At 73.2% G+C, this 22,105-nt stretch carries 22 protein-coding genes; 6 read left to right on the forward strand and 16 right to left on the reverse strand.

Features of this window, described 5'->3' with window-relative positions:
• Window positions 1–447: 447 nt before the first annotated feature.
• Window positions 448–828: a hypothetical protein gene (locus DFQ13_RS19875; RefSeq protein ID WP_110080873.1), complete on the forward strand. Its 381-nt coding sequence runs from the start codon at window positions 448–450 to the stop codon at window positions 826–828.
• Window positions 829–886: 58 nt separating this feature from the next.
• Here DFQ13_RS19875 and DFQ13_RS19880 read toward each other — a convergent pair whose 3' ends face one another.
• Genes DFQ13_RS19880 through DFQ13_RS19915 form a run of 8 tightly spaced genes read right to left on the reverse strand, consistent with a single transcriptional unit; the run spans window position 887 to window position 8,749 of the window.
• On the reverse strand, window positions 887–1,573 hold the full coding sequence (locus DFQ13_RS19880) for a class II aldolase/adducin family protein (RefSeq protein WP_233438495.1): 687 nt from the start codon (window positions 1,571–1,573) through the stop codon (window positions 887–889).
• A gap of 16 nt (window positions 1,574–1,589) precedes the next feature.
• Window positions 1,590–2,240: an MBL fold metallo-hydrolase gene (locus tag DFQ13_RS19885; protein ID WP_110080874.1), complete on the reverse strand. Its 651-nt coding sequence runs from the start codon at window positions 2,238–2,240 to the stop codon at window positions 1,590–1,592.
• Between the two features lie 26 nt (window positions 2,241–2,266).
• Window positions 2,267–3,364 (reverse strand): alcohol dehydrogenase catalytic domain-containing protein, encoded by a 1,098-nt coding sequence (locus tag DFQ13_RS19890; protein WP_110080875.1) that lies wholly within the window; start codon window positions 3,362–3,364, stop codon window positions 2,267–2,269.
• Window positions 3,361–4,353 carry a hypothetical protein gene (locus DFQ13_RS19895; RefSeq protein ID WP_110080876.1) on the reverse strand — a complete coding sequence of 331 codons (993 nt, stop codon included), beginning with the start codon at window positions 4,351–4,353 and terminating at the stop codon, window positions 3,361–3,363. The genes DFQ13_RS19890 and DFQ13_RS19895 overlap by 4 nt, the downstream gene beginning before the upstream one ends.
• 31 nt (window positions 4,354–4,384) lie before the next feature.
• A complete protein-coding gene (locus DFQ13_RS19900) occupies window positions 4,385–5,347 on the reverse strand; it encodes a TAXI family TRAP transporter solute-binding subunit (protein WP_110080877.1) in 963 nt (320 codons plus the stop codon).
• On the reverse strand, window positions 5,344–6,201 hold the full coding sequence (locus DFQ13_RS19905) for a fumarylacetoacetate hydrolase family protein (RefSeq protein ID WP_110080878.1): 858 nt from the start codon (window positions 6,199–6,201) through the stop codon (window positions 5,344–5,346). Before DFQ13_RS19905 ends, DFQ13_RS19900 begins: the two co-directional genes overlap by 4 nt.
• 3 nt (window positions 6,202–6,204) lie before the next feature.
• A complete protein-coding gene (locus DFQ13_RS19910; protein WP_181400068.1) occupies window positions 6,205–7,134 on the reverse strand; it encodes a VOC family protein in 930 nt (309 codons plus the stop codon).
• Window positions 7,127–8,749 (reverse strand): FAD-dependent monooxygenase, encoded by a 1,623-nt coding sequence (locus DFQ13_RS19915; protein ID WP_181400069.1) that lies wholly within the window; start codon window positions 8,747–8,749, stop codon window positions 7,127–7,129. Before DFQ13_RS19915 ends, DFQ13_RS19910 begins: the two co-directional genes overlap by 8 nt.
• A 116-nt stretch (window positions 8,750–8,865) precedes the next feature.
• Between DFQ13_RS19915 and DFQ13_RS19920 the strand changes: the two genes are divergently transcribed.
• Entirely contained in the window at window positions 8,866–9,657 is a 792-nt protein-coding gene (locus DFQ13_RS19920; RefSeq protein ID WP_110080880.1) for an IclR family transcriptional regulator, read from the forward strand.
• A gap of 15 nt (window positions 9,658–9,672) precedes the next feature.
• Here the strand turns inward: DFQ13_RS19920 and DFQ13_RS33980 are convergent, their stop codons facing one another.
• From DFQ13_RS33980 to DFQ13_RS19930, 3 genes are read right to left on the reverse strand one after another with little or no spacing between them, the layout of a single operon-like run.
• Entirely contained in the window at window positions 9,673–9,846 is a 174-nt protein-coding gene (locus tag DFQ13_RS33980) for a hypothetical protein (protein ID WP_181400070.1), read from the reverse strand.
• A gap of 5 nt (window positions 9,847–9,851) precedes the next feature.
• A complete protein-coding gene (locus DFQ13_RS19925) occupies window positions 9,852–10,529 on the reverse strand; it encodes a response regulator transcription factor (protein ID WP_035286597.1) in 678 nt (225 codons plus the stop codon).
• Entirely contained in the window at window positions 10,530–11,717 is a 1,188-nt protein-coding gene (locus DFQ13_RS19930) for a sensor histidine kinase (RefSeq protein ID WP_110080881.1), read from the reverse strand. It lies immediately after the preceding gene.
• A gap of 214 nt (window positions 11,718–11,931) precedes the next feature.
• Here DFQ13_RS19930 and DFQ13_RS19935 point away from each other — a divergent pair, with 214 nt between their 5' ends.
• Window positions 11,932–13,377 carry an alpha/beta hydrolase gene (locus tag DFQ13_RS19935; protein WP_110080882.1) on the forward strand — a complete coding sequence of 482 codons (1,446 nt, stop codon included), beginning with the start codon at window positions 11,932–11,934 and terminating at the stop codon, window positions 13,375–13,377.
• A 170-nt stretch (window positions 13,378–13,547) separates the two neighbouring features.
• On the opposite strand, the gene DFQ13_RS19940 is transcribed toward DFQ13_RS19935, so the two are convergent.
• Window positions 13,548–14,333, reverse strand: coding sequence for an alpha/beta fold hydrolase (locus DFQ13_RS19940; protein ID WP_110080883.1), 786 nt, complete (start codon window positions 14,331–14,333; stop codon window positions 13,548–13,550).
• 32 nt (window positions 14,334–14,365) lie between these two features.
• On the reverse strand, window positions 14,366–14,824 hold the full coding sequence (locus DFQ13_RS19945; protein ID WP_110080884.1) for a MarR family winged helix-turn-helix transcriptional regulator: 459 nt from the start codon (window positions 14,822–14,824) through the stop codon (window positions 14,366–14,368).
• 124 nt (window positions 14,825–14,948) lie between these two features.
• Between DFQ13_RS19945 and DFQ13_RS19950 the strand changes: the two genes are divergently transcribed.
• Together DFQ13_RS19950 and DFQ13_RS19955 are read left to right on the forward strand one after the other, a co-directional pair.
• Complete coding sequence (locus DFQ13_RS19950) at window positions 14,949–16,166, forward strand: FAD-dependent monooxygenase (RefSeq protein WP_110080885.1); 1,218 nt, start codon at window positions 14,949–14,951, stop codon at window positions 16,164–16,166.
• A gap of 529 nt (window positions 16,167–16,695) precedes the next feature.
• Window positions 16,696–16,950: a hypothetical protein gene (locus tag DFQ13_RS19955; protein WP_110080886.1), complete on the forward strand. Its 255-nt coding sequence runs from the start codon at window positions 16,696–16,698 to the stop codon at window positions 16,948–16,950.
• A gap of 148 nt (window positions 16,951–17,098) precedes the next feature.
• On the opposite strand, the gene DFQ13_RS19960 is transcribed toward DFQ13_RS19955, so the two are convergent.
• The 3 genes from DFQ13_RS19960 to DFQ13_RS19970 form a co-directional block, all read right to left on the reverse strand.
• Window positions 17,099–17,257: a hypothetical protein gene (locus DFQ13_RS19960; protein WP_325050943.1), complete on the reverse strand. Its 159-nt coding sequence runs from the start codon at window positions 17,255–17,257 to the stop codon at window positions 17,099–17,101.
• Between the two features lie 58 nt (window positions 17,258–17,315).
• Complete coding sequence (locus DFQ13_RS19965) at window positions 17,316–19,448, reverse strand: phosphocholine-specific phospholipase C (RefSeq protein ID WP_267897664.1); 2,133 nt, start codon at window positions 19,446–19,448, stop codon at window positions 17,316–17,318.
• A 157-nt stretch (window positions 19,449–19,605) separates the two neighbouring features.
• Window positions 19,606–21,069 carry a ricin-type beta-trefoil lectin domain protein gene (locus DFQ13_RS19970; protein ID WP_219994532.1) on the reverse strand — a complete coding sequence of 488 codons (1,464 nt, stop codon included), beginning with the start codon at window positions 21,067–21,069 and terminating at the stop codon, window positions 19,606–19,608.
• A 352-nt stretch (window positions 21,070–21,421) separates the two neighbouring features.
• Between DFQ13_RS19970 and DFQ13_RS19975 the strand changes: the two genes are divergently transcribed.
• Entirely contained in the window at window positions 21,422–22,081 is a 660-nt protein-coding gene (locus tag DFQ13_RS19975) for a S1 family peptidase (RefSeq protein WP_110080888.1), read from the forward strand.
• The last annotated feature ends 24 nt before the right edge of the window (window positions 22,082–22,105 follow it).

Consider the following 22,105-nt stretch of genomic DNA (forward strand, 5'->3'; position numbering starts at 1 on the left):
ACAGCACAGGACGAACAGGGCCCCCGCCCAGGGTGATGGAGGCCGTCATACCTTCATCACGCACATCCCGAGCGTTGCTGCGGCGTCCGCAGCCACGGTTGTGCGCACACCGTGAGAGGCGGAGGTCCGTCCGCGCCAGCACGGCAGCTCACCCTAACAGTCGTTAGGTACAGTGACCAGGGTCCGACCGCCCACCCTCGGAGAACGGAGGCGTACCGGAATCCCCCGTCGGGGTCGCGTTCCTCGAGCAGGACGGCTACGGCCGCCGGGGACGCCTTCGACTCCGGTGCCGTTCCACCGTCCGAATGAGGCAGCGGTCCCCGGACTCCGGCACGGGGTTGCTCCGATCGGGTCTTCACCGCGTGACCCGCGTCGGAACGCCGTAAGCGGAGCCCGCCGGGCCTGTCTCCCCGGTGGGCAGCGGACCAGGAAGATCGAGGAGGTCACGTGCGGCAACCCATCTACGCCGACTACACGACCGCGGAGAACGGATGGACAGTCACGGTGACCTGCGACGGCCAGCAGGCCGGTGATCGGGTCGAGGGCGGCCTCGTCGCCGCCCGCGACCGTGCCGACACCCTGGTGGCCACCGTCGCGGCCACCGCCGGGCACCGCCCGGTGGTGCACCTGCTCGACGGCGACGCGCTCGTCTTCACCACCGCCTACCTGTCCGAACGGCTGGGCATCCCCGCCGACGCCCACACCGGGTCGGCGGTGGCACCGGTGGTGGCCGCCGAGTCGGCCCCGGGGGCGGTCGAGCCCGACCCGGCGACGGCCGAGCAGGCGCCCGCGCCGCCGACCGAGGACGCCGGGGAACCGACCGGCTGACGCCCCCACCGGCGGAGCGGCGTTCGCCACGGCGCCCCGGGCCGGGGTGGGCGACCGGTCAGGTGTCGACCTTCCTGAGCAGGTAGTCCCACCCGGCGTGGAGCTGGGTGGTGTTCCACACCTGGTCGCGCTTGAAGCGGGTTTCGGCGTCGTCGGACCAGGTCGCCGGGCCGCCCGCGGTGGCGGCGAGGAGCTGGGTGCGGCACGCGCGTTCGAGCAGCACGGCGTGCATGACGGCGGTGGCGGCGTCCGGGCCGACGGTGACCGCGCCGTGGTTCGGGATCAGGATCGCGTTGGCACCGCCGAGCCGGGAGGCGAGCGACCCGCCCAGCTCGGGGGTGGCGATGAGGGCGCCGGTCTCGGTGAACCGGGGCAACTGCGGGCAGGTGAAGGGAACGGCGTCGTGGGAGATGGGGCGCAGTTCGCAGTCCAGGGACGCGAACGCCGCCAGTGCGGGCGCGTGCGTGTGGACGACGCTCCCCACGTCGGGGCGCCGCGCCAGGACCTCGGTGTGGATGGGGGATTCGAGGTGCCTGGTCCCGGTGCCGTCCAGGACCTCGCCCCCCGGTGACACGAGGACCACCTTCTCGGCGTCGACCTCCTCGAACCCCCAGCCGGACGCCTTCATCCACGCGCCCCGCCCCCCGGGGTCGCGCACCGACGCGTGGCCCCACACCATGTCGCCGAGCCCGGCGGCGGCCAGGACCCGACTCGCCTGGACCACCGAGTTCCTGATGTCGTCCACGTCGTTCCTCCGCGTGTCAGGGTGCGTGCGGGACGGCGTGTTCCAGCACGACGACGTCGGTGCCCGCGGGGGCCAGGCTGCCCAGCAGGTGGTGGTGCATCCGCTGGTGCGCCGGGGCCAGACCGGCCTGGTGGATCGGGATGGCCACGCGCGGTGCGACCGAGCGCAGGTAGTCGACGCCCTCGCCGAGCTTCATCCACGGTCCGCCCGCCGGGACCAGCAGGGTGTCCACCGGCTCCGGTGGCGGGTCGAGGGCGTCACCGGGGTGGAACAGCGAACCGGCGAGCAGGTAGCCGTTGTTGTCCGAGCCCGGGAGGTCCGGGTGGACGTGGGCGTGTTCCCCGCCGGTCACCACGATCTCGACCCCCGCCAGGGTCCGGGACTCACCCGGGTGCACCAGGTGGGTGCGCCCGGCGTGCTCGGCCAGGGCGGTGGCGGCCCCGGGGCCGTGGACGACCTGGGCGCCCGGGTTGTCGGCCAGCAGCACCCGCAGCCGGTCCGCGTCGAGGTGGTCGGGGTGGGCGTGCGTGATCAGGACCAGGTCGAGGTCGCGCAGGTCCTCGAAGTCGCGGGAGTAGGTGCCCGGGTCGATCAGCACGCGCGCGGACCCGGTCGCACCGGGGACGTCGACCAGGACGCAGGCGTGCCCGTAGTGGGTGATGTGCATGGTTCCTCCGGGGCTCGTCGGGGCGCTCAGGGGTGGACGACGGTCATCCACATGGGGTGCTCGCGCCGCCGCATCGCCTCCACCGCCGTGGGCGCGTCGGCCAGCGCGAACCGCTGGGTGATGAGTTCGTCGACGTCCAGGGCGCCGGTGCCGAGCAGGCGCAGGACCTCGCGGGCGTCGGTGCGGGTGCAGGCGCGGGTGCCCACGAACCGCCAGCAGTTCACCATCAGCGCGGCCGGTGGCAGGGCCAGCGCGGTGCGGTTGGCGCCCATGTGCACCAGGGTGCCGCCGGTGGCGAGCGCGGCCACGGCCTGACCGGTCGCCGGGCCGTCGGGGATGAAGTCGAGCACCGCGTGCGCGCCCGCGGGGGTGACCTCCCGCAGCCGCCGGGTCAGCCCGCCGGTGCCCGCCCAGTCGGGGAGGTCGTCCAGCGCGATCACCTCGGTGGCCACCCGACCGGCCAGCGATCGGACGGCGTGCAGGCGTTCGGCGTCGCGCCCGACCAGGACGAGGCGGGACACGCCGAAGTGCTCGGCGAGCTTGGTGGTGGCGGTGCCCATGGTGCCGGTGGCCGCGGTGACGACGAGGGTCGACCCCAGCGGCAGGTCGGCGCACTTCAGCGCCCGCACCGCGTTGGCCAGGTCGTGCACCTTCGCGCCGACGTCGAAGTTGACGCGGTCGGGCAGCGGGTCGACCAGCCAGTGCGGGACCCGCAGGTACTCGGCCAGTCCCCCGTCGTGGTACTCGTCGTACAGCGGCATCGGGGCGTCGCCGAACGCCGCGTGGCCGATCATGGCCTGCTGGGCGCACATCATGTCGCGGTCGGTGCGGCAGTACGGGCAGTCGCGGCAGTTGAGGTTGGGGTGCACGCGGACCCGGTCACCGACCGCGGTCCCGGTGACCCCGGCGCCGACGGCCGCGACCGTCCCGGCGGCTTCGTGGCCGAGGGTCGTCGGCAGGTGCTTGAACGCACCGGATCGCAGCAGCCGCATCATCCCGGGCGCCAGTCCGGCGGCGGCGACCCGGACGACGACGTCGAGCGGCCCGGGTTCGGGCACCGGAATCCGTTCCAGCGCGATGGTGTCGGCGTCGCGGTGGGCGCGGGCGGCGAGCATGGTGGTCATCGAGCCCCCCTCGCCAGGGCGGCGGCGAGCCGTTCGGGGGTGCAGGGGTCGGCGGTGCGCGCGGTCTCGGCGATCTGCGGCAGTTCCCGGTGCGACAGCAGGGAGATGTACTGCCCCGCCTCGTCGTCCACGTCGGCGTGGGCGACGCCCAGGGGGATGCGGACGAGGTCGCCGGGTTCGAGGTCGACGATCCCGCGCTGGGTCAGCAGCGTGCGCCGCCCGCGCACCTGGTACTGGACCTCGTCGCCGTCGAGGGTGCGGCGGTAGCGGCGCTCACCACCGGTTGCCGTGGTGACCACCGCCAAGCGGAACCGCGGCGCCTCGTACAGCACGGTCGTTCCGGTCCCGTCGCCGACGCGCAGCACCCGAAGGCGGTCTTCCTCGTCGTGGACCCGGTCGAGCAGTCGCCGTTCGTCCACGGGGAACACGGCGATGTCGTGCCCGTGGGCGCCCATGCACTGCGTGACGGCCTCGTTGACCTCCCCCGGTTCCCAGCCGGGGAACGGTGGCGACACCGGTTGTGAGCTGCTCGTGGCCGTGGCCTTCTCCGCCACCGGGGCGGGGACGTAGAACAGCAGGTGGCTCTCCTGGCGGCCGTAGTTGTCGTGCGCCACGCCGCGCGGGATGCGGGAGAAGTCGCCGGGCCGGTGCTCGACCACGCCGAGTTCGGTCATCAGCGTCCGCTCGCCCGCGATCTGGTAGGAGATCTCGTCGACGTCGCAGTTGCGGTGGTAGAACGGTTGCCGGTTGTCCATGGTCTGCCACTCGACGCGGATCTGGTCGTTCTCGTACAGGCCGCGCGGCGGGGCGAACGGCTGCGCCCGGTACTGCTGCGGGTGGTGGACCACGGTCAGCGGCGGGTGCTCGCTCGCGAGCTTCATCGGCACCTTGCCCGGGTGCGGCGGGGCGAGCAGCAGTTCCTCATCGCGGTCGATGCTGCGCAGCGGCCGGTCGGATTCCATGACCACGACGTCTTCGACGACCTTCACGGCGACCTCCTTGTCTCGCGGATCGTTGGGGTCATCGGTTTTCCGGCAGCGCGTCGTAGTAGCGGGCGGCGCCGGGGTGCAGCGGGACCGGGGATCGGCCCATGGTGGGCGGGTGCAGCGGGTAGGTGATGGGGCTGCGCTCGGGCGGCAGGTGCCGGTACTGCTGTTCGATGAGGTGGCGGGTTTCGCCCAGGACCCAGGCGACGGCGTGGGCCACGTCGTCGGGGAGGTCGCTGCGGGTGAGCACGAGGAAGTCGGAGAAGTCGAGGGTGCGGAACGCGCGGCGGCCGGGGAAGAAGTCGTCGTCGACGGTGGCGGCGGGCCAGCCGAAGTCGGCTTCCAGCGACGCCAGCACCTCGGGTTCGACCTCCAGGAAGTCGAAGTCCGGTCCGAACCGCTGCCAGTGCGGCAGCATGACCGCCTCGTGCACGACGGCGTTCGCGCGCCCGGCCAGCACGTGCTCGAACGACTCGAACGGCCGCTCGTCGGACAGGAACCCCCCGCCCCACCCCCGCACGTCGACCCCGGCGCGGTCGAGCAGGGCGTGCGCGGCCAGCCCGACGTGGTTGACGCCGTCGTCGACCGACGTGGCGACGGTCAGTCGCGGCTCGCGCTCCCGCAACTCGGCGAACGTCGTGGCGCCGATCGACTTGTGCACGCCGACGACGAGCCGGTCGCGCTGCGGCACCACGCCGAGCGCGCGCAGCTCGGGGAAGGATTCGTCGCGGTAGACCCCGCGCGCGTCCAGGGCCGCGGTGGCGAACGCCGCGGGGGTGGTCATCGCGATGTCGACCTCCCCCCGGCCGACGGCGCGGACCGAGTCGCTGAAGCCGCGCCCGTTCCAGATCGCGATGCGGGTGTGCGGTCCGCAGCGGTCGGTGAGTTCCTGGGAGATCCAACCGCAGACGCGGTGCAGGTTAGCCGTCCCCCAGTCACCCTTCAGGTGCAGGGTCAGCGACCGCCGGATGCGTGGTTCCGCCGGGCGCGCGGTCACTGGCCGCCACCTTCCTGAGTGGACTGATCGGTCTGTTCCATGGTAACCAGGTTGTTCAGGGTCCCGATGCCGTCGACCTCGACGCTGATCCGGTCGCCCGCGGTGAGGAAGACCTGCGGATCGCGGCGGTACCCGACGCCGCCGGGTGTGCCGGTGAGGATGAGGTCACCGGGTCGCAGCGCGGTGAAGGTCGAGATCGTGGCGATCAACCGCGGCACCGGGAAGATCAGCATCGACAGGTCGGACTCCTGCACCTTCTCGCCGTTGAGGACGGTGCGGATGCCCGCCCCCGCGAGGTTCACCCCATCGGGTGGGATCAGGTAGGGGCCGATCGGGGTGCAGGCGTCCCACGCCTTGCCCTGCACCCACTGGTGCGCCCGGTACTGGAAGTCGCGCATGGTGACGTCGTTGGCGACGGTGTAGCCCAGCACGTGGTGCGGGGCGTCGGCCTCGGTGATGCGCCTGCCCGCCCGCCCGATCACCACGGCCAGCTCGCCCTCGTAGTCCACCTGGGTCGATTCCGGCGGCAGCACGATGTCGTCGTGGGCGCCGATGAGGCTGGAGTCGAACTTCGGGAACAGCACGGGGTAGGTCGGCAGTTCGCGCTTCGTCTCGGTCACGTGGCCGAGGTAGTTGAGGCCGACGCAGAAGACCTTCGACGGCCTCGGCACGACCGGCAGCAGCCGCACCTCGTCGACCGGCACCTGTGCGCGCTCGTCGCGGACCGCGTCGCGCAACCACTCCGGACCGGTGTCCAGGCCCAGTTCGGTGCCGCCTTCGAGGGGGACCAGCGACGACCCCCGCAGTTCACCGACGCGGCGGACACCGCGGTGCTCGTAGCTCGCGTACGCCACCGGTCACCTGCTCCCACTGGTCTTGCGCCACGAGGCGAGCTGACCGCCCCACAGGTTCACGGTGTGCGGGATCGGCTCCCACCGCCGCGGCGCGTAGGTGGCGCGGTCGTCGTGGAACCTCTCCATCTCCGCCGACAGCTCGATGTGGTTGCCCGCGGGGTCGTCGAAGAACACGAACAGGTTGTTGCCCGGACCGTGCCGCCCGGGCCCCCACGTCACGTCCACGCCCTCGTCGGTGAGCCGGTCGCACCAGGTCTTGAAGTCCTCCCACTCGGCCAGGTCGTAGGAGTAGTGGTCGATGTCGCCGCCCGCCCCGGTGTTCACCACCGCCAGGGTGTGGTGGTCGCGGTCGCTGCGCAGCCAGGCGAAGCGGCCGTCGTCGAGCTGGTCGGAGATGCGGAACCCGACCACGTCGACGAAGAACGCCACCACGGCCTCGACGTCGTCGGTGGCCAGGGTGATGTGCTGGTACTTGACCGGCCGCCGCCCGGTGTCCGCGGCGGCCTCGCCCTGGCGCTCGACAGCGGTGTGGAAGTGCACCCCGGTGCCGTGCGGGTCGACCGTCGCGACGCCGCGCGCGGGACCGATCCCGGCGTCGAGGTAAGCGGGGTCGAGGTCGGTGGTCGGGTGCCCGGCGGCGGACAGCCGTCGGGCGATCCCGTCGACGCCGTCGGGGTCGCGCACCTCGAAGCCGTAGTGCCGCAGGGCTTTCTCCCCCTCGACCAGCTCGATGACGTGGTGGCCGCTGCCCCACCCCAGCCGCAGCCCGCCCGCCGGGAGTTCGTCGTGCACGACCATGCCCAGCACCCGCCGGTAGAACTCGGCGGTCGCGGCCACGTCGGGGACGGCGAAACCGACGTGCGACACCGCGGTCCGGGTCAGGCTCCCGGCCGCGCCGCGTTCGGCCAGCACCACCCGCTGTGGTTCATCCATGGTTCAACACCCTTTCCGGTGAGGTGGGGTTCGAGGCGGGCGTCCAGGACAGGACGCGCGCGCAGGTCTCGGCGCTGCTGCCCGCGGGCCAGGCGGCGGCCACCACGCGGTCCGGTCGCAGCAACGCGAAGCGCCCCGCGTGGTCGGCGAGTTCGCGCACCAGGGCACCGTCGACGTCGATCAGCACCCGGTGACCGGTGCGGGGCATGTCGTCGCCGAGGACCACCCGCACCGCCACCGCGCCCAGTCCGCGCACGACCGGTTCGACCGCGGCCCAGTCCGCCTCGGCGGTCCCGACCCCGAGCACGGCCCACCCGGTGCCGAGCGCGTCGTCGAGGCGGCGTACCCGGTGGGTGCCGGTGTCGAACACCAGCGGCTGCCCCACCGGCACGCCGACGGTCTCGGGCCGGTCGCCCGGGACCACCAGCCCGTCGGTGTAGTGCAGCGCGGGCCGGTACCGCATCTCCTCCAGGTGGGCGCGGCCCTCGTCGGTCGCCACGGCGCGGGCGACCACGGCGTCGCGCCGGGCCGCCACCCGGCGCGAGGTGGTCATGACGACCCGGCCGAGCCGTTCCGACAGCCGCACCGTCGCCAGCGCGTGCGGGCCGCGTTCGCTGTGGTAGCTGCTCAGCACCCCCGCGTCGAGGCGCCCGGCCAGGACGTCGGCGATCTTCCAGGTGAGGTTGGCCGCGTCCCGGATTCCGGAGTTCAGGCCCTGGCCCGCGAACGGCGGCATCATGTGGGCGGCGTCGCCGAGCAGGAACGAGCGCCCGATCATCCACTCGTCGGCCACCACGGCGTTGAAGCGGTAGTTGACGGCCCGCTCGACCTGGTCCTCGGTGATCACCCGGTACCTGGACAGCAGTCGCCGGATGAGGTCGAACGGCGGCTCCCGGTCCGGGGTCCCCTCGCCGTCGAAGAGCCGGAACTCGTAGCGGCAGCGCCCGCCGAGCCCGGGCACGATCACGTGCGGGCGATCCGGGTCGCCGTGGTGCATGGCGAACCGCTCGGTGTGCGGGTCGTCGAGGGTGTCCACGACCAGCCACACCTCGTCGTGGCTGCGCCCGGTCATGCCGACGCCCTGCAACAGCCGGGTGACCGACCGCCCGCCGTCGCACCCGAGGACGTACGCCGCGTCGATCGCCACCGGCGCGGTCGCGGTCCGCGCGTGGACGGTCACCCGGTCGGGGTGCTGGTCGAACCCGGTGACCCGGGTGTCGAACCGCAGGTCCGCCGTCGGCGCCGCCGCCACGGCGGCGGCCAGCGCGCGTTCGAGGTCCGGTTGCGCGAACGGGTTCTTGAACGGGTAGGCGAGCCGGAACGGCCGGGGCCCGCGGGCGTGGAACAGCACCTGCCCGTCGCGGCCGTGGTAGCGGGTGCCGGTGCCGGGCACGATCACCGGCAGGACCCGGTCGACGACCCCCGCCTGCTGGTACACCCGCAGGGCCTCGTCGTCGATGCTGATGGCCTTCGGCTCGTCGCTGGTGCCGCCGCGCTGTTCGAGCACGACCACGCCGACGCCGCGGGCCGCGAGCAGCGCGGCGGCGGTCAGGCCCACCGGGCCCGCACCGCAGATCACCACGTCGACGCGGTCGCCCGTCGCGTTCGGCGCCATGGCCCCACCTCTTCCCGCTCGTCCGGTCCGCTGCCGCCACAGTACGAGCGGTGTCCTGTTTTTCGTAAGTCACGTCCTGATTTACAGGACAGACCGGAACTGGCTACCGTGTGCCCATGGCCGGACCCACTGACGCGGCGAGCGGCAGCTACCGAGAGCGCAATTCCACCGCCGACCGGGCGCTGGACATCCTGCTGCTGTTCAGCGCGGACAAGCCGGTCTGGGCGGGCGCGGAGATCGCCGCGCGGCTGGGGGTGGCGCGCTCCACCGGCTACCGCTACCTGCAAAGCCTCACCGGCACCGGGTTCCTGGAGGAGGCTGCCGGGGGGTTCCGGCTGGGACCGCGCATCTTCGAGCTGGCGCGGCTGGCCCGGACCGGGATCGGGTTGTCCGAGGTCGCCCTCCCGGCCATGCGGGCACTGGCGGCGAGCGTCGGCGAAACCGTGCTGCTGACCAGGCGTTCTGGTCGCTCGGTCGTGTGCCTCGACCTGGTCGAGGCCCGGCACGCGGTGCGGCTGTCCTACGAGCGCGGGCACGTGCTGCCGATCAACGCGGGCGCCGCCGCCGAGGTGCTGCTCGCCTGGGCCGACCCCGGCGAGGTCACCGCGGTCCTGGACCAGGCCCCGCTGGAGCGGTTCACCGCGAAGACCCTCACCGACCCCGCCGCCCTGCGCACCCGGCTCGCCCACATCCGCAAGCGCGGCGTCGCGATCTCCCAGGGTGAACTCGACGACCACATCCTCGGCGTCGCGGCGCCCATCCGCGACGCCTCGGGCTCGGTGCGCGCGGCGATCAGCGTCGCCGCGCTGGCCGCCCGGGTCCCGCCGGGCGAGCTGAGGACCGTCGAGGCCGCGGTGGTCGACGCCGCGGCAGCCGTCTCCCGCGAACTCGCGCTGCGCGACGCCTGACCGCCCCGGTCACCGTCAGCCCTCGACGGCGGACCCTCGACTCGGCAGCGCCACCGCCCTGGGCATGCCGTTCGGGTCCGTCCTCGCCGGGTGGGCGGCCGACGCCCGGGGCAGGCGCACCTCGATGGCGGTGGCCGTCACCTGGATCTCGGCGACGATGCTCGCCGCCGCGCTCGCGCCGGACCTCACCCGGCTCAGTCCTCCGCGTCGCGCACCACGAGGGCGATCTGCACCCGGTTCTCGACCGCCAGCTTGGCGAACAGGTTGCCGGTGTGCGCCTTCACCGTCGCGACGCTGATGTGCAGCCGTTCGGCGATCTCCGGGTTGCCCAGCCCGTCGGCGACGGCCCGCGCGGTGTCGAGTTCCCGTTCGGTCAGGGTGGACAGCTTCGCCCGCGCGGCCTCGCGGGACGAGCGGCGGGCGGCGGCGGACCCCGACCCGGTCGCGGCGGCGATGACCCGCGCCATGGCCGCCGGGGACAGCACGGGGTTCCCCTCGGCGACCGCGCGCACCGCGTCGACGATCCGCGCGGGCGGGGTGTCCTTGAGCACGAACCCGAGCGCCCCGGCGCGCAGGGCGCCGAGGACCAGGTCGTCGGAGTCGAAGGTGGTCAGCACGAGGACCTTCGGCGGCCCCGGGCGGGTGAGCAGTTCCCGGGTGGTGCTGAGCCCGTCGCGGCCGGGCATGCGCACGTCCATCAGCACCACGTCCGGTCGCTGTTCGGCCACCGCGGCGAGCGCGGACTCCCCGTCGGCCGCCTCCGCGACCACGGTCAGGTCCGGCTCGCCGTCGACGACCAGGCGCAGCGCCATCCGCACCAGCCGGTCGTCGTCGACGATGACCACCCGCGTCGGCTCACGCGCGCTGCCCACTCAGCCTCCCCCGGGGTGGTCCTGCCCGGGCCAGGGTAGTCGCGCGGTGAGCAGGTACCCGCCGCCGGGCGTCGGCCGGTGCTCCAGCGCGCCGCCCGCGAGGGCGACGCGTTCGCTGAGGCCGAGCTGGCCGAAGCCGGAGGACGGTGGCCGGGCGCCCGCCGCGGTGGCGGCCGAGTTGCGGACGTCGACGCGCAGTTCGCCCCCGGCCGTTCCCCCCAGGGTGACGCGCACCCGCGCCCCCGGGGCGTGCTTGGCGGCGTTGGTCAGTCCTTCTTGGACGACGCGGTAGCAGGTCCGCCCGACGACCTCGGGCGGTTGGCCCGTCACGGTGTCGGTGAGGGTGACCTCCAGCCCGGAGCCGCGGGCGGCGGCGACCAGTTCGGGAACGCGGTCGAACGAGGGCTGCGGCGCTTCCGGGCGATCCGGGTCGCCCCGGAGCACGCCGAGCACGTCCCGCAGTTCCTCCAACGCCTGCCGGGAGCCGTCCGCGATCCCGCGGACCAGCATGCGGTGCTCCTCGGCGGTGAGGTTGTCGCGGTGGTCCAGCACCCCGGCCTGCATGGCCACCAGGGAGATCCGGTGCGCGAGCACGTCGTGCATCTCGCGGGCGATCCGGTTGCGCTCCTGGGCCCGGGCCTGCGCGGCGCGCGCCGCCTGCTCCCGTTCCGCGCCCTCGGCCCGGTCGCGCAGGGACCGCACCTCCACGCGCCGGGCGCCGATGGCCGCGCCGATGGCCACCGCGGTGCCCGCGGTCAGCGCCGGGAAGACGAGTTCGAGCCACGTCGGAACCGGTGGGGCGTCGATCGGGTAGAGGTCGGAGGCGAATTGCGAGGCGACCACGAAGGCGAGCACCACCGGGCCGATCTCGACCGGGCGGCGGCGGGTGGCGAGCGAGCACAGGACCAGCAGCGCGGCGCCGGTGGCCAGCGTCGAGGCGGCCGAGGCGACCGTGACCGCCGTGGCCACGGCGATCGGGAACCGCCGCCGCCACGGCAGCAGCACCAGGCAGGCGAGCGCGAGCAGCGGATCGCCGGTGACCAACCAGGAACACGTGTCCGCCGCGCACCCCGGCGGCACCAGCGCGGCGACGGAGAACCAGAAGGCGATGCCCAGCAGCGCGGCCACCGCCAGCCGCCACGCCTCCCGCCACCACCTGCCCGGCCGGGGTGCGATGTCCGTGCTCACCCCGCCATTGTCGCAAGACCGCCCAACCGGTGCACCGGTCCTGGGGCCTGCGCACCCCCGACCGTGGTCGCATGCGGGCATTCGACCCGGGTCCAGTGTGGGCCGAGCCGCCGGACCGATGTGCCGCCGGTGCCGAGTGGACAGGATCGTTCCCGGACCGGTGCTCACCGCCCCGTCCGATCAGCCCTCGCACAGTGTCGACAGGAGGACAGGAATGCGCAGGACCCTGCCGGTCGCCCTCGCCGCGACCGCGGTGCTGGCGACCGCTGTTCCGACCGCGTCAGCGGCGGCAGCGCGGACCCTGGAGTGGGGCGCGTGCCCGGAGGGGGTCGCCGCGCCCCGGCTCCGGTGCTCGACCCTCGAAGTCCCGCTGGACCACCGCGACCCCGGCGGCAGGAAGATCGAGATCGCGATCTCCCGGCTGGCGAGCGAGAACCCGGCGCGGCGCCGCGGCGTGCTGCTCACCAACCCGGGCGGCCCCGGTGGTGAAGGGCTCGGCTACCCCGCCACGCTGGCCGGGGCCGGGCTGCCCCAGGAGGTGCTGGACTCCTACGACATCATCGGGTTCGACCCGCGCGGCGTGGGCCGCAGCACGCCGGTGACCTGCGAGCTGACCCCGGAGCAGCAGGCCAGAGGCGCTTTCGCGCGGTACGCGCACACCGCGGCCGACGTCACCCGCGAGGCCGGGTACGCCCGCGCCACCGCCGAGCAGTGCGCCACCTCCCCCACCGCGTACATGCTGCCGCACACCACCACCGCGAACACCGCCCGCGACATGGAGCGGATTCGGGTGGCGCTGGGCGAGCGAAAGGTCTCGTTCCTCGGCGCCTCCTACGGCAGCCACCTCGGCGCCGCGTACGCGACGATGTTCCCGGACCGCGGCGACCGGATCGTGCTCGACAGCAACCTGGGCGCGGGCGGCTACGACGCCACGGCCATGCGGAGGTTCGCCCGCGGCCTGCAGGACCGGTTCCCGGACTTCGCCGCGTACGCCGCCGCGCACCCCGAGCACGGCCTGGGCAGCACCCCGGAGCAGGTGACCGCCGAGTTCTTCGACCTGGCGGAGCGACTGGACGCGGAGCCGGTCCAGGGCGTCGACGGACTGGCGTTCCGCGGGCTGACCTTCGAATACCTCTACAGCGACGCGGCCCTGCCCGCGCTGGCCAAGACCTGGCAGGCGCTGGCGGCCGACCGGCCGGTGCCCCTGCCGCCGGTGGTCGACCGCGACAACCTCATGTCCGCCCGCCTGTACGTGATCTGCGGTGATTCCCGCTGGCCGGATTCGATCCGGGACTACCAGCGCGCCGTCGCGGTCGACCGGGTGAGGTACCCGATGCTGGGCGGGGCCACGGCCAACATCGGGCCGTGCGCCTTCTGGCCGGACGAGCGCACCGAGCCGCCGGTGCGCATCGGCGACCGGGGTCCGTCGAACGTGCTGCTGCTGCAGAACGAACGCGACCCGGGCACGCCGCTGGTCGGCGCCCGCGAACTGCGGCGGGCGTTCGGGCAGCGGGCCACGCTGGTCACCGCCGACCAGGGCGGGCACGGGGTCTACCCCTGGGACGGCAACAGGTGCGCCAACGACGCGGCGACGGAGTTCCTGACCACCGGGCACCGCCCCGCGCGAGACCTCGCCTGCCCGGCGGAACCGGGCGAATAGCGGGAGACCGGTCGTGTTCGACCTCGACCGGAGCCGCCGGACCGCCCAGCGGGTCGAGCCCGGCGACGGGCACGCGCTGCGACGGTTCCGGTCGAGGTCGAACACGGGCGCGGCGATGCCGTGCACGTGCGGTGGTCAGGCCGCCCAGGACGACGATCGGGGGTGCCTGTTCATCGTGGTGCGTCGGCTTCCGCCGCCGGGAGGTGGTCGGGCAGGCCGAAGAACCGGTGGACGCGGGAGACGAACCAGTCGGGCCGCGCCAGGTGCGGGTAGTGCGTGCGGGTGGGTGCCTGCTCGACCACGGCCGTGGGGATGCGGTCGGTGAGCCAGTCGGCGTAGTCCGCACCGGGGTCTGTCCCGTGCAGCGACAGGTACGGCACGTCGGGCGGCAGGGTCGTGACGCGTCGGGACCACGCCGCCAGCGCGTCGGCGTCCCAGTCGAGCAGCGGGGTCCAGAACCCGGTGAACACGTCCCGGTCGAGGGTGTGGCGGCGCTCGATGTCGGCCACCAGCGCGGGGTCCAGCTCGCCGTACAGCGAGGCGAACAGCGTGCGGGCGAAGTCCGCGAAGCCCTCCCCCCGCACGGTGGCGGCCACCTCCGCGGGCAGCGGGTCGACCCGCAGCGACTGGTCGACGTTGACCACGCCGCGGGTCGGGTGGCGGGCCGCGTAGGCGGTCGCGATCACCCCGCCGAGGGAGTGGCCGACGACGAACGGCGTCTGCCCCTCCCCCAGCGATTCCAGCAACCCGTGGATGTCCGCCACCGACTCGTCGATCCCGTACGGCGGGATTCGCGGTGAGTCACCGTGACCGCGCAGGTCGACGCGCAGCACGCGGAAGTGCCGCCGCAGGTCGACCGGGTCCCAGGAGCCCCGGTTCTCGGTGATGCCGTGGACGGCGACGAGCAGCGGTCCCGTGCCGTCGAGGTCGTGGGCCAGGTGGTTGTCCGGTGTCATGGTCACTCCTTCGAAAGACGGCGGGCCGCCGCTCACCGGTGCTGGTCGGGGGTGTCGGGCCGCATGGTCTGGATGACGCGGTCGAGGTAGTCGACGACCACCCGCTGCGCGTCGGGGTCCAGGGCTCGGCCGGCCTCGTCGACGGCGAGGATCGAGGGGCGCAGCAGGGCGAGGCTCGCCCGGTGCGCCGACGGCGTGGTGGTGACCGTGACGCGGCGGCGGTCGGCCTGGTCGGGCACCCGCTGGACGTGCCCGGCCCGTTCGAGGCGGTCGACGACGACGGTGACCGAGGCGGTGCGCAGGCCCAGCCGGGTCGCGAGCTGCGCGGGGCCCATCGGGCCGTGCTGCTCCAACAGGGCCAGCGCGTCGAGGTCGGTGGCGTTGACACCCAGTTCGCGCGCGGTGCGGGCGGAGAACTCCCGCGCGGTGTTGATCAGGTTGCGGATCGCCAGGGTGACCTCGGACAGCTCGGGCAGCTCCACGTCGCTCATCAGCCGGATACCTCATATCGTCTAGTAGCTAGATAAAATGGTACAGTTTTCGTGTCGCCACCGCCACCGGGTGCCGGTCCCGGCACCAGCCCAGCCACCCTTCCCCATCGGAGGACGCACCCGTATGTCCGCACCCAGCATCCTGATCTCCGGAGCGAGCATCGCAGGCCCCGCACTGGCCTACTGGCTCCGGGCCGCGGGCTGGCGCACCACCGTGGTGGAGCGCTTCGACGGCCTGCGCGAGGCCGGGCACAACATCGACGTGCGCGGCGCGGCGCGCGAGGTCGTGCGCCGGATGGGGATCGAGGACACCCTGTTCGCCTCGGCCACCGGCGAGCAGGGCACCGAGTTCCTCGACGCAGGCGGTCGCAGCATCGCCGTGTTCCCGCGCGCCACCTCCGAGACCGGCGGGGCCACCGCGGAACTGGAGATCCTGCGCGGCGAGCTGTCGCGGGTGATCCACGAGGCCACCCCGCCCGGGACCGAGTACCTGTTCGGCGACTCGATCACCGACCTCGACGACCGCGGCGACCGGGTCGAGGTGACCTTCCGGGAGGGGCCCCGGCGCAGCTTCGACGTCGTGGTGGTCGCCGAGGGCCTGACCTCGCGCACCCGGTCGCTGGTCATGCCGCGGGCCGACATCCGCCACCTCGGCCTCTACATGGCGTTCCTGACCATCCCCCGCACCGACGAGGACAACGACTTCTGGCGGTGGTTCCACGCCCCCGGGCAGCGCCAGGTGATCACCCGCCCGGACAACCTCGGCACCACCCGCGCCCTCCTGGCGTTCATGACCAACCTGCGCGGCCTGGAGAACCTGGACCAGCGCGCGCAGACCGAACTGCTGCGCCGGACCTTCGCCGACGTCGGCTGGGCCACCCCGCGCATCCTCGACGCCCTCGACGACGCCCCGTACCACTTCGACGCCATCGGCCAGGTCCGCCTGCCCACCTGGAGCCGGGGCCGGGTCGGACTCGTCGGCGACGCCGCCCACTGCGCCAGCCCCCTGAGCGGGATGGGCACCAGCCTCGCCCTGGTCGGCGCCTACGTCCTGGCCGCCGAACTCGCCACCGCCCCCGACCACACCCGGGCGTTCGCGCGGTACGAACACCGCATGCGCCCCTACGTCGAGGGCGCCCAGGACCTCGGCCCGGGGACCCCTCGGCTCGCCTTCCCCCGCACCCGAACCGGGATTCGCGTCCTGCACACCGCGGTCAAAGCCGCCGCGAGCGCCCCGGGTCGACGGCTCGCGATGCTCGACCGCTTCGCCGCACCCCCCGCGGACAAGATCGAACTCCCCGACTTCTTCCCCGGGGGCACCCACCCGGCCAAGGCGGGCTGACCAGTCGTGGCCGACCCCGACACCACTCGCACCTCCACCCCCTGGTGCCCACCACGGCCAACGACCCAGCGGGCAACGAGGCGATCGTCCTCGCCGCGACCCACCGGATCGGCTACGCGCCCGCCGACCTGACCATGATCGTGCCCACCCACCACCACGCCGCCGCCCCGGGGTGTCGGCCGGTGCGGCGGCCACAGCTCCGCGGTGCAGCGGCCGTCCGCACCGCCACGCGGCAGGCGCGGCAGCGCGACCAGTTCGATCACACCACGGGGTGCCATCACCGCCCGGCACCCACGTGCCGCTTACCCGCGCGAAACCACCGCCGTGGGGCCGACAGCCCTCCTGACACCGGCCTGTGGCGATCACCGCCACACCGGTGGCGACCGGCGGACACCGCTCCGGGCGCTCATGATGGAGTGGACAACCAGCAGCCTGCGGAACGGAGGCGGCATGACCGGGATAGGGCTGTGGCGCCCACCGCGCCTGTTCGCGACCGCCGCGGCGCGGTGGCGACCCCAGGGGACCCGCCGTGGCTGACATCATCTCCGCGATCGACTCGGTCATCGGGTGCGGGCAGTGCGGCGGCCCGCTCGGCGGGAGCCCGTCGGGGGACTTCTGCGGTCCGGGCTGCGCGAGCGCGTGGGCGGCTGGGCGGGTGGGTGCGCGGCCGGGTGACGTGGTGGCCGCTTTCCCGGCGCTGGCCGAGGCCGCCAGGGAGATCGCCGCCTCGCTGCGCGCGGGTGCGGCGGGTGGCCAAATTGTGTGGCGTGGCGACGACGAGTGAAGGTCGCCCGCCGGTGGGAGGAACTGTCGACCACCACGGCCACCCGTTCGGCGAGGCCAACGACCTCACCGTGGGGGTGGCAACCGCCGCCACCTGCTCGGACCCACGACCACCGCGGCGTCGAACCCGTGACCCACCACGTCGCCGATCACCACACCGACACGATCCCCCGGCAGGGGAAGACGGCGTGCCAGTCGCCGCCGACCGCGTTCCCGGCACCGGGGACGTAGCGGGCGGAGAAGGTGGGGCCGGAGATCGGGGGAAGCTCGTCGGCAGCGCGGGGTCGTGGACCAGGGCGGTCGCTCACGTCTGGAGTGGACGCAGGCGGGCCGGCCCGGGTTGCCCTGGCCCCCGGGCTGACCGGTTCAGCCGGTCACGCCGTGTTGACCGTTTTCGATGTGGCCGCGGAAGGTGCGCTCGAAGCCGGGGTCGGTGTTGATCCGCACGGTCATGTCGTACCACCGCCGACCGTACTGGCCCGCGCGCCACGTGTCCGCGGTCGTCCCGCCCGGGGCGACGGTGTAGGTCCAGGGGCCGTCGGTGCGGTAGGCGTTGGCGTGCACGGTGAAGGTGACCGGGGTGCTGCCGCCGTTGGCGAAGGTCAGGGTGATCGTGCCGCCGTTCGCGGTGCTGAGGTCGGCGGTGACCTCGGTGGCGGCACCCGCGGTGTTGAGGTCGCCCTTGGCGCGCCGGGCGAAGCCGTTGGGGCCGTGGCAGGACAGGTCGTACTTGCCGCCGCCGTAGGCCCCGGCGTTGAACGGGTCGGTGGTCGTCGCGCCCGGGGTCACGTCGTGGTGCCAGGGTCCGTCTGTCCGGTGGGCGTTGGCGTAGACGGTGAAGTGCGTGGTGCGGGTGCCCCTGTTGGTCATGCTGAAGGTGACCCGACCGGTGGACTTCGACTGGCTGAGGTTGGCGTTGGGCTGGTAGGGCAGTTTCCGCGCGGGCTTCGTCCCCGGTTCCTGGACCGGGGCCACCTGCGGGTCCGGCGGGGAGGGCACCGCCGGGCCGGTGCCGCCGGTGGGCACGGGGCGGGTGAAGCCCGGGTACGGGGCCGTCGTCGTCGTGTCCAGGGCGGAGGTCAGGTCCCCGCACAGGTCGCGCCGCCACGGGCTGATGTTGGTCTCCCGGACGCCGGTGACGACCTCCAGGAACCGCAGGACCGAGGTGTGGTCGAACAGTTCCGAGCACACGTTGCCGCCGCGGCTCCACGGGGACACCACCAGCATGGGGACGCGTGGTCCGAGCCCGATCGGCACGCCGTCGACGTGCTCGCCGGTCGCCGACGCGGGCGGGACGGGGGGTGGCACGTGGTCGAAGTAGCCGTCGTTCTCGTCGTAGTTGAGCAGGAACACCGTCTTGTCCCACACCCGCCGGTTCGACGCCAGCGCGTCCAGCACCTGCCACACCAGTTCCGACCCGGTGCTCGGCCCGTCCGAGGAGGGGTGTTCGCACTGGTCCTCCGGGGCGATCAGCCACGACACCGCGGGGAGGCGGTCGGCGGCGACCGCGTCGCGGAAGCTCGCGGTGAGGCCGCCCGCGCGCACCCGCCGCAGGGCGCGGTCGAACAGGCTGCGCTCGGCCGCGCCGAGGGTGGCCACGCCCCGGTCCAGGTTGGCCAGCAGTTCGTTCCGCGTGGCCCCGCTGCCCGCCTGCCGGACCGCCGAGTAGAAGGAGTCCATGCTCCGGTGGGTCGTCCTGGCCAGCGCCTTGCGCGCCACGGCCTTGAACGTCCGGAAGAACTCCAGGTTGTTGTTCTGGTAGTTGTCCCACTCGTGGAACACCTGCCACGGGACACCGGCCCGCTCCAGCCGCTCCGCGTAGGTGGTCCAGGAGTACCCCGCGTGGGTGTCCTCGGCGTAGGCGGCGTTGCCGATCGCGCGGGTCCCGTCCGGCTCGTCGCCGATCATGCCGGTGACGTGGAAGCTGCGGTTCGGGCTGGTCGAGCTGATCGCCGAGCAGTGGTAGGCGTCGCAGATGGTGAACGCGTCGGCGAGCTGGTAGTAGAAGGGCAGGTCGGCGCGGTCGTAGTGGCACATGGTGTGCACGCCCTTCGCGGGCACCCAGTTGTCGTACCTGCCCCGGTTCCAGGCGCTGTGCCCGTCGCTCCAGGAGTGCGGCGTGCCTTGCAGGTGGTGGTTGTCCGTCCCGTACGGCAACACGTGACCGCCTGAGCCGTCCGGCTGGTGGTACACCGACCGGCCGTTGACCCCGAGCTGGATCGCGTTGCGGTCGGAGTACCCGCGCACACCCCTGAGCCTGCCGAAGTAGTGGTCGAACGACCGGTTCTCCTGCATGAAGACCACGACGTGCTCGACCACGTCCAGCCCACCGGTCGGCGCGTCCCGGGCGAGCGCCCGGACCAGGCTCGGCGGCAGCGCCGACAACGCTCCCGCCGCCATTGCCGCACCCAGAAAAGCCCGCCGGTCCACGAGACCTCCACGAATCGCACAGCCTGATCGGTGCACGGGAACGCGAGTTCGACAAAAACCTTGCCGCACAACACATCCGCGAGCGTGCCAAGGCGATGCTAGAGACTTTCCAAAGGTTGCGTCCAGGCACCGCCGGTGAACGCTGGTGAACGACCAGGTGTGCGCCAACGCCCGACCGACGAGGGCGTTTCGTGCCGTGGTGGTCGGTCGGGTCGCCGGTGTCCGCTCAGCGGGTGGTCCACTTCTGGGTGGCGCTGCCCGCGCAGGTCGTGACGACCAGGAGCGCGCCGTTCGCGGCGGTCCTGGCGTCGAGGCACTTGCCCAGCGAACGCAGGGTGCCGTCGGCGTCGGCGGTCCACCGCTGGTTCGCGCGGCCGTGGCAGTCCCAGAGGATGACGCGGGTGCCGTCCGCGGTGCCACCGGCTTCGACGTCGAGGCACTTGCCCAGCGAGCGCAGGGTGCCGTCGGTGCCGGTGGTCCACCGCTGGTTGGCGCCGCCGTGGCAGTCCCACAGGACGGCCCGGGTGCCGTTGGTGGTGGCCTGGTCCTTGACGTCGAGGCAGCGCCCGCCCGCGCCGAGGAGGGTGCGCCCGGCGGGCGGGGCGCCCTTGGTGGTGATCCGGACGGTGGCGCTGGTGGCGCTCGCCGAGACGGTCTCGACGGTGATGCCGTTGGCGGCGTCGGTGACGCGGGCGCCGACATCGAGGTCGGTGTCGTCCTTGCCGGTCGTGGCCGCGGACGGGTCGACGAGGGTGGAGGTGTGGTAGGCGCCCTGGGTGGTCAGGTGCAGTTGCACGCCCTCGCCGACACCGGTGTCGAGGGTGTTGCCGTTGCGGCGGTAGGCCACGGTGATCCGCTCGGTGCCGGAACGCGGGATCTCCAGGACGCGGGTCCCGGGGGTGGAGTCGGGGGCGTGCAGGGGCACGAGGGTGTAGGTGCCGGAGGCGGGCGCGGTGATGAGCTGCGCCGCGGGCAACCAGCCCATGTGGAGCAACTCGGGTGCGGACAGGCCGCTCCGGTACCCACCGCCGCCCATCGGCGAGGAACCGCGGTAGTCCGCGTCGACGCAGTCCGACAGCGTGCCCGCGGTGCAGGTCTTGGCGCTCAGGTGGCGGAAGCCGAGGTTGTGGCCGAGTTCGTGGACCACCCCGCTGGGCGGCGTGCCGGTCGCGTTGTCGGGCATCCAGGTGGTGGGGCCCGGCTGCTGCCCGAGCCCGCCCCAGCCGCACTTGGCGAGCCGGTTGGGGAACCAGATGGCCAGCGAGTCGAAGCCGCTGATCCCCTTGGCGGACAGGGCCTGCCTGGTCTTGCTGTTCATCGCACCGGAGTCGCAGCCCGCGGCCACGCCGATGGCCAGCGGACCGATCACCTCCGGTTGCCCGGCGAGCGGCGCGAAGTCCAGGGCGCCGTTGCTCGCCTCGCGGTAGTAGCGCGCCAGCGACGTGTCCGCGCCGAAGTACATGTCGCGCACCTTCGCGCGGAACGCGGCAGAGGAGTCGATCCGGTCGTCGGTGAAGTCGACCAGCACCACCGCGATCCGCTTGGTCACCGCCACGGGCGCGGGCGCCGCGGGCGCCTGGGCCGACTCGGTCGCCGACACCGACCCGGTGGACACCACCACCGCGCCGCTCAGCATCAGGGCCGCACCCAGCGCGAGCACCGCGCGACGCCGAAAACGCTGCTTGTCCATGAAGGACTCACTTTCCGCTGGCAGGGGCGTCATTCATATATGACCACCGACCCCGCGGGCAAACATCGCACATCCGGACGACCAAGTGGACCGGCATTTCATCACCAACAGCACAGGGCGACCGATCGTCGATCCCACGGCGCAGAACGGTGTGCCCGGCAGTGGCGCGATCCTTTTACTTTTCACGGTTTCACCACGGTGTGCGCTGGTCAGCGCCACAGCGGGTGACGCACTGCCGATTCACACTCTTGAGTGATTCATCAACACGTGCCTACAGTCGGCGGCACGCCCGTCCCGGGCGTCGATTTCCCGAGTCACACCCTGCGTTTCCCCCTGACTCCCAGGAGAATCCGTGCTCGTCAAGAAAATCGCCGTGGCCCTGCTCGGCCTGGCCGCGTTGACCGGAGCCGCGGTTCCCGCGGCCGCGGCTCCGGCCCAACCCGCGATCATCGGCGGCGGCTACGCCCAGACCGGCCCGTGGGCCGTCGCGATCATGGTCAACGGGGCGCAGAACTGCTCCGGCTCGATCGTCGCCGCCCGCTGGGTGATCACCGCCAAGCACTGCGCCAACAGCGCCAACCGGTTCCTCATCGGCAGCACCGACCGCAACGCCGGTCAGTCCCGCACCGCCGTGCGCTCGGTGTCGCACCCGTCGGCCGACCTCATCCTGTACCAGATCAACAGCCCGGTGAGCACGACCTACGCGGCCCTGACCACCACCGCGCCCGCGGTCGGCAGCAGCGAGCAGGTGTACGGGTTCGGGCGCACCGAGTCCGCCCGCGACTCCCGCTACCTCAAGGTCGCCACCATGCGCATCACCGGCAGGAGCAGCAGTTTCATCGACGCCACCCAGGGCAACGGCTACACCGGCCCCGGCGACTCCGGGGGCCCGGTGTTCCAGAACGGCCGCCTGATCGGCGTGCACTCCTACGGCAACACCTCCGCCGGGACCTCCGGGCACGTGAACGTGTACACCTACCGGCAGTGGATTCAGACCACCATCCAGGGCTGACCGGCGTGGGGGCACCCGTGGCGC

Origin of the sequence: Actinokineospora spheciospongiae (assembly GCF_003182415.1) — a bacterium.
Lineage (GTDB): Bacteria > Actinomycetota > Actinomycetes > Mycobacteriales > Pseudonocardiaceae > Actinokineospora > Actinokineospora spheciospongiae.